The sequence below is a fragment of the Anaplasma phagocytophilum genome (genome assembly GCF_023476575.1).
Taxonomy (GTDB): Bacteria; Pseudomonadota; Alphaproteobacteria; order Rickettsiales; family Anaplasmataceae; genus Anaplasma; species Anaplasma phagocytophilum_A.
This window is the reverse complement of the sequence record NZ_JAHLEX010000061.1, coordinates 1-7,539: the sequence shown is the minus strand read 5'-3', so window position 1 is coordinate 7,539 and position 7,539 is coordinate 1. Positions and strand designations below refer to the sequence as shown.

General features: G+C 38.6%; 1 protein-coding gene. It reads left to right on the top strand.

Annotated features, from left to right (window positions below; genetic code table 11):
* Window positions 1-492: 492 nt before the first annotated feature.
* A partial coding sequence (locus KPX09_RS03585; protein ID WP_249549027.1) for an ankyrin repeat domain-containing protein occupies window positions 493-7,539 on the top strand: 7,047 nt, incomplete at its 3' end.

The window sequence follows — 7,539 nt, the reverse complement described above, 5'->3', positions numbered from 1 at the left end:
GAGTTGGGTTATAATTATTAGTTTTCTGCCCTTCCTATGCACCCATAACTTCTTGCTGATATACGTTTCTATGTATAAACAAGCTCGCAGCACACCTTCTAGTCTAGAAGTTTCCACTACACCATAAATAGAAGGGAAACACGTTACTAAAGCAATGAATTAAGATTACATCAGATAATTCAATAAAAGTCTTCATTAAACTCTCTTCTATAAAGCCTTTAGAAGAGAGTTTATATGACACCCCATCTTCCCTAGGAACATTAAAGTAGGAAATTATTAATAAGGATAAGTATAATTACTGCGGTGTTACCTCGTATTCTGTTCACGTAAAAATTGCACAGGGTAGTACAATTTCTAGTACGTAACCCATGAAATTAGTTAAAAAAGAAATTTTTTCCCTCTATAGTTGAGGTGTTCGTACTATTATTGGCAATTCAGGATAAATAAGTGCTATAATTCCGATATAAAAAAATATAGGTGAAAGACAAGCTTATGCATGCCAGAAGAAATAATAGTTTCAATGACTTTCTTCGCGACACTGTAAGAAATAACGACGCTGAAGGTCTAAAAAAGGCATTATCAGATCTTAATGCAAGAGAAAGGGCATTAGCTCTTTGTAGGCCTATATTTGAAGGAAAGCCGTTGTTACATTACTCCTTACATGTAGCAAAAGCGGGTATATCAAATGTAGAAGCTGTGCAAGAAATACTAAATTTCTCTACAGGAGATACTTTAAATGTTCCTGATAATGAAGGAAATTATCCGCACACCTTAGCTTTAGAGGCGGGAAAAGAATATGCGCAGATTCTTCTGAAATCTCAGGATATTGATTGGGGTATATCGGTAGATAATGATGGGAATATCCCATTAGCGTACGCTATCAAAAACATCCAGTTTGGTGGGAATTCAGATTTTTTTTCACAAATATTGACAAGGTATCCCGATGCCTTTGATCGGGTTAATGAACAAGGCAAGAATATCTTACACATCGCATGTGAATCAGATGACGCAGATCTCTTAAGGTTTTGTATTGAGAAAAGCATTTCGCAATCTAAAGATTTGAGATTACTGTTGCAGCAAAAGAATGGGCTAGAAGAGACTCCTCTTCATAATGCCTATGCTATTCAGGATAATAGCGAAACAAGTGACGTGCTTAAACGCTATATCAAAGAGGATTCTGGACAGGTAAATGTTGATCTTTCACTGAAAGACCTAGAGAAGAAGTCCGTGGTACTCACGGCACTACAGTCTGGAAACCGCCACATTTTAGATATCTGTAAAGGTGATCTTAAAAGTGAAGTAGAAGGCGTAATAAGCTTACTAGAATACTCTGATGCAGATCTTCTAGATACTTACTTAGATAGCTTCTCACCTGAGCGTAAAGACAAATTGATAAAGCACTCTGTTAAGGAACTTTTAGATCATCCACAGAGATTTATCGAAATTTTAGCTTCAGAAGACGAAGATATATGTAACAAGTTCATAGAAGATCCTCAGTGGGGACAATATCTTGCTGAGCGGGCACCAGAATATATGGCCTGTTGGTTATTATCAGGAAGTGATCTGGTAGACGAATTAATCCCTGGTCGTTTAACTATGGGGCGTCGCGTATCAAATATTACGGGCAATGAAGAACCTTGCCAAAGCGACACTATACGCAACATTGTATCAAGTGCACTACGCATTAGTGGTGGAGATAAAGATGCGCTTGATGTATTGTTTAATAGTCGTAAATTATCTGGGAGTTTAACGCTTGAAGCCCGCCAGGTTCTGGGTTTAATTAATGAAAAAACACAAGCTGACTCCCTCGAGTTGATTTTAGACAAAAGTAGTTGTGCTGCGCTTGAAGAAGCATGCTTGAAACTCGCTGAGAGGGATCGTAGTGGCACCTCTATCATAGAAAAGATGTGCGATTCGTGTCCTAGTGACAAGATTAATAGTCTGCTTACTTCTGCCATGCGTAACAATATATATCCTGGACCAAATATACCGTTCCATGGAAGGACCGCTTTAAAGACAGAAATGTCGCATGTAGGAATAAAGCATGCAAGAGAAGGTAATTACGCAAAAGTTGAAAGTATCGTAAATGCGCTACCTCACGTATTATATGCGGTAGATCAATCAACTAGTAAGAGCATCTTAGAAGTTGCTGCAGATTCTGGACATACGCCTATAGTGCGTCTTTTGATCGATCAACATAAAAAAGTTTTAGAAAGGGAAATCAGTAAAAATCCTATACATCAGTCATGTAATACAATATCTAGTATTGAAGAAGTATCTAAAGTATCTGCGAAAGATGCTGCTCAAATGATAAGTGAGTATCTATCTTCAAAGAGAAAAATTCCTCACAGCGATGCTAAGCGAATATTAAGCAATTCCCACCCAACCGATAGAAAACTTCTTATCCAGTCGCTAGAGAAAGCCTACCCTGAGATAAGTACGTTATCTTTTTTAAAATATCATTATGCATCAGAGAAATCTGCCACTGCTGCTGAGAAATATAAGCAACCATCTACTCCTAAACAAATAGGTGAGAAAAAATCTCATAAACTTGGTGTAACGGGATCTACTACTACTAAGGCACTGAAGGATTTTGGATCATTAAAATGCCTTGCGTCATCGATAAAGAACACTGTGGACGATGCAACTGAATTCAAAGACAAAGTCCTTGATTCTCTTAACAATGAGAGAGATTTTCGTAAAACGTCTCACAAATCTGGATCAGGGCATAATGTATTCACATTAGCTGCTATATTAGGAACACCAGAGCAGTATGATGCTCTGCTTAAAAGATATAGTGATAAGTGCAGCTTTTGGGCAGGTAGTAATAAGCATCCTGGATATAGTGCTTCTTCGCACGGTACAGCCTTGCAATGCGCTGTCAAAACTGGAAATAACAGCATGGCAAGACACTTACTGGAGAAATGCTCTGCTGAAGAAATAAGTGTAAGGAAGGGATACGATAAGGAAAATCTTCTGCATACGATAATAGGCTCGTCTCAGCTTGACCTATTGCGTGTTTTGCCCTCAGCATCTTCATCGAGTAAGAGTTCGGTATATTCTAAAAACGTATTGAAAGCACTTTTAGAAAAAAATGCACAAAATCAGACACCGCTTGACTTAGCACTGACAAGTGGAGATCAGCATACAAGTGCTTTGCTGTCATTTATCAATAGCTCTCTGAAGGAATCTGAAATAGAAAGATTAATTGGAAGTGAGAACATTGTTCAAACAGCAATAGAAAGTGGTAATACCCTACTGTTAGGGTGGATATTTGATACTGCAAATCGGCATAACAGTTCATTATTAGCAGTAGGAAAGAAGAAGGGCAAGGCACCACCTAAGCAGCTGCAGGTACTAGGAAATAGAAAATATGAATTATCTCTATTGAGAGATGCTTGTAAAAGCAAAAACCCTGATATTGCGCCTTTGCTTTTGAGAAAAATAAATGAAAGAATTGAAAGTTCTTCTGTTGATGAAGACTTACCTACAAAAATTTCTCAACTATCTCAGCAAGCATTAGCATATTTAGTGGCAAATAACGCATACCACCCTAAGGTATATTCTAACCTCATTGAATTGTCGCGCGCTCAGGATCCCCTGAAGAATGAATTTTTCTTAAACTGGGCTTTGCAGCACGATAATGTGGAGCTTATCAAACACATACCGTATCAAGAAATTGCACAACGCTTAGACAAGTCTGCGTTAATCAAAGACGGGAAAGATAATCTCTTATTATACTGTTTAGAGAATAGTACACCTGCAGAATTGGAAAATATAGACCAAGACCTTAAGAAGGCTTTGGTGGAGTCTCAAAGTAAGATGAAAAAGTCCAGGGACTTCTATATAGCTTGGTGTGCTGATACAGATCTCCCTACTATTTTGAGCGAGGCAACATTGCATTCTGCAATATTGTCCGGCGATTTAACTAGAGTAAAAGATCTAATAACGATGGATCCTACTCTAATAGCTAAATCTCAGGCAAGTACTGCTGAAACTGGGGGTGATTCTAATCTACTACCATATGATTTTGCCGTTAAAAAATGTGCTCATTCTAAAAAACATTCAGAATTGATCAAGTACTTAGCAGAGCAAACTATAGATTTTGCTTTATCTGAAGCAACAGCAGCTAGAGGTGTTGCTGGCATTAGAACAGATCAGTTAATTTCTCCAGAAGATTGGGATAATTTTTCCCATACCGTTACTAGAATTCTCGTTACAAGAGGTGCTGATCTAGAATTAGATTCAACGCAACTCACAAATCTGGACGGGCATCTTCGTAGCTCAGCTAGCAAGTTGTTTGAGCAGTCTGATGCATCGCCTAGCCTTCTGCGTGAATCATTATCTTCTTCTAAGAACTATCTAGTCACATCTGCTCTTTTAAAACACTATCTTGCTCACCGAGATCAACTATTCCAACAGCAAGATTCTTCTGAAGTTGAGAAAATTGAACGTCAAGTGGCTAATGAAATAAATAGAGTAGAAAATGGCTATTCCTTATTACACTTAGCAGCCATGCATGGCTCTCATGATATTCTGGATGCATTACTGACTTTAGGAGGGGATAAGAATCTATTAACTCCTAATGGGCAGAACATTGCTCATCTTACGGCTAGGAGCGGCATGCTCAGTCCTGCTGATGGAGAATTTATTTTTGAAAAACTGACAAGAGAAAACCCAGAACTAAATACGAAAGATAAAGGAGGAAAAGGCCTTCTATCTTATGCTGCTTCTTGTGTACATCCAGAGCGTACCGTAGCAATGCTTGAACGCATTATTGCATCTGCAACTGGTGATACGGAAGGTAGAAGCGCTGATAGAGTGGTCTTAGATGCAAATCTAAGTAAATATGCTAAGAACAGCAAAAAACGTGATGAGTTTATCAAGAATGAGCTAAATAGAATTGATAATAATCGTCCCGATAACGTTCTTAGTGACTTTCTCGATGAATACTTTCGTGATGATTCCATAACTGCAGCTGAGCATGCATTGAGTCAGTTACGTAAAATCACAAGTAGTTCTCAGAAGAGTAACAAAAAACAGCTACCTCGTGCTTTGGAGCGCATATCTGAAAGATCATTTACGGAGATTAATCCTATAACTGGCGCTGTTCGTTATATGAGTAAGGGTAGGCACTTGCTTTTAGAGCAGCAGAAAGAGCTATTCTCTATGTGTAATCAAGAGGATTTATCTGGGCAGGATAGAGATACATTGCGTTATGTTCCTATAGAAGTATTTACTTCTCGCAGCCCTGATTATGGTTTTTCTCCTCTAGATGCTGCTATTGAACGTGAAAACATACCTTTTATCAAGGAGATTTTAAAGTACCGAGCTGAAGAATTACCCCTAAACGTTACCAATCAGAACGGTGATAATCTTGTTATACAACTTGGTAAGATGCTGGAAAATCCTAGGATATTGCAGGATAAAGAGTTCTTAAAGTTGTATAAGAACTTACTGGATAAATCTGGATGTAGCGCTCGATCTGATGGTGGCATAAAAGCACAATATGTTCTAAGAAACATAAGCGGGATGGCAGGAGCTGAGCTACGCGCTATTGCTGATAGGGCAGAACGTAGAGACGTTGGAATAGGAGAAAAATTTTCGGACGCCCTTAACAAAGTCACAGAAGAGGCTTCTCCTAATGCAGTCCAGCATTTATCAACGCTTACGAGAGTCTACCCTAATTATGCACGTAATGCAGCAAATCCATTTGCAGCCCTCCTCTCAAATATATTGCTGGATAAGAACACTGAAACTAATGGTATAAGTGAGAATGCTCAGCGTGCTATAGCTGCATTTCTCAGAGATAATACTCTTAGAAATACTTTAAAAAATGTTGATTATCAAGGTAACAATCCGTTACAAAGCGCCCTTCAAGCTTTAGTTACAGAAGTAGGAAGCTCAGAAATTGGTCAACAGCGCGCCGCTGCTTTACTAGAAGTATGTTCAGATGTTGCATCAGCTCTTGAAAAACAACATAGGGATCTTTTTGAAGAAGTTTTCTTAAAGCATAAAAATTACAATGGTGAAAACTTCATTGAATTACTAGCAGGTGTCTCTCCATCATTTGATATATTCCGGACGTTGGAGACTAAGCTTACTCCTGAAAAAGTTTCTGAACATTCTGACCTAAATACAATTTTAGCTAGATCTGCAAATCAAGCTTCTTTGCAAAATCACATTTGTAGAAATTACTCTGTATTTCCCATAGGGGACAGTGATTACCGTGGTCAATCACGTATCCATAATGCTGCAGTATCTGGAGATCACGATGCATTTCTGTCTGTTATGGTCACAGGCGGAAACATCAATTTACTTGATAAAGACGGTAATACACCCCTCCATGCGCTTCTTATACACATGTTGCGTAATAAGGGTAATAACAATATCAAACCAGGGCATATAGAAACTTTAAAGACCTTGGTTTCGCATGGTGCGCCGCTTCATTTAAAAAACAAGGAGGGGTTCACTGTCTGTGATATTGCGAAAAGCATAGAACACTTACCATCGCCTGTTCAAAGATCAATCTTCTCTCTTAAAAAGAAGAAGGAAGATAGCTGTGTAGATCTTGTAGCTCAAGCTCATTTGCAATATCACGATCTAAAAGAAGATGTAAAAAAGAAAATAGATAGCAATATCACGTGGCCTTCTGGTATTGAAAAATCTACATTATCTTTTTGTGATCTTTCTGGTTCCAAAGTTGCTGTAAAAATAGGTGCTGGTGGAGTACTTACGAGCAGTAAATTATTACATAGTAAAGTCTTTAGAGAAAATGCGTTAAGTTCAGCCAATTTTGATTTCGGTGACGGAAAAGATTTAGGCTCTGTTGAAAAAGTTGGTAACAAGCGAAACTATACAGTACAAAAGGGTACTATAAAACTAGAGTTATCTTGGAAACCCTCCGAAGGAAAAACTCAAAAGGTTCAAGTAGATGTACTTGCAGATGGTACCGTAAAAGTAAATGATGAGAACGTACGGGAATGTGGTGCAAAAGGTGAAAAGCTCAATTTTAATAATTGCCAAGTTTATATAGGAGGCTATCCACTTGCTGAAGCCTTACAAAGGGGCCGTTGGCGCGAAGCTAATCAAGGAATTGAAACGTCTGCGGTTTCAGAACAAACACCTGATCTTGACAGAGATCCTGATAATCGCGAACATGGCCTAGATAGATCTTCATCACCGGGTAACGGTGAACGAAGAGAGCTAGAAGCTGCTGCTCTAGATGATTCAGTACCATATACCTCCATTCCAGGTAGCGACGATACTGCGTTGCCTAGTCACACTCCTAGTAACAGAACATCTTCTATATCTAGTACAGATGATGAAGATGATTATTATCCATCTCCAAGAGCAGGGATAAGACAGATAATTAAGGTAGAAGCAGAGGTATACCACAACGACCCTTTTCCTTATACTCCAGAGAGGCCACAAATACAGATACGTGAGATTGCTGATGGAGAACAAAGACCTATACCTGTTTCAAGAGATAGAGACTTAAGTCCATATGGTGGCGATGGCGGTGCTGGAAGTAGAACA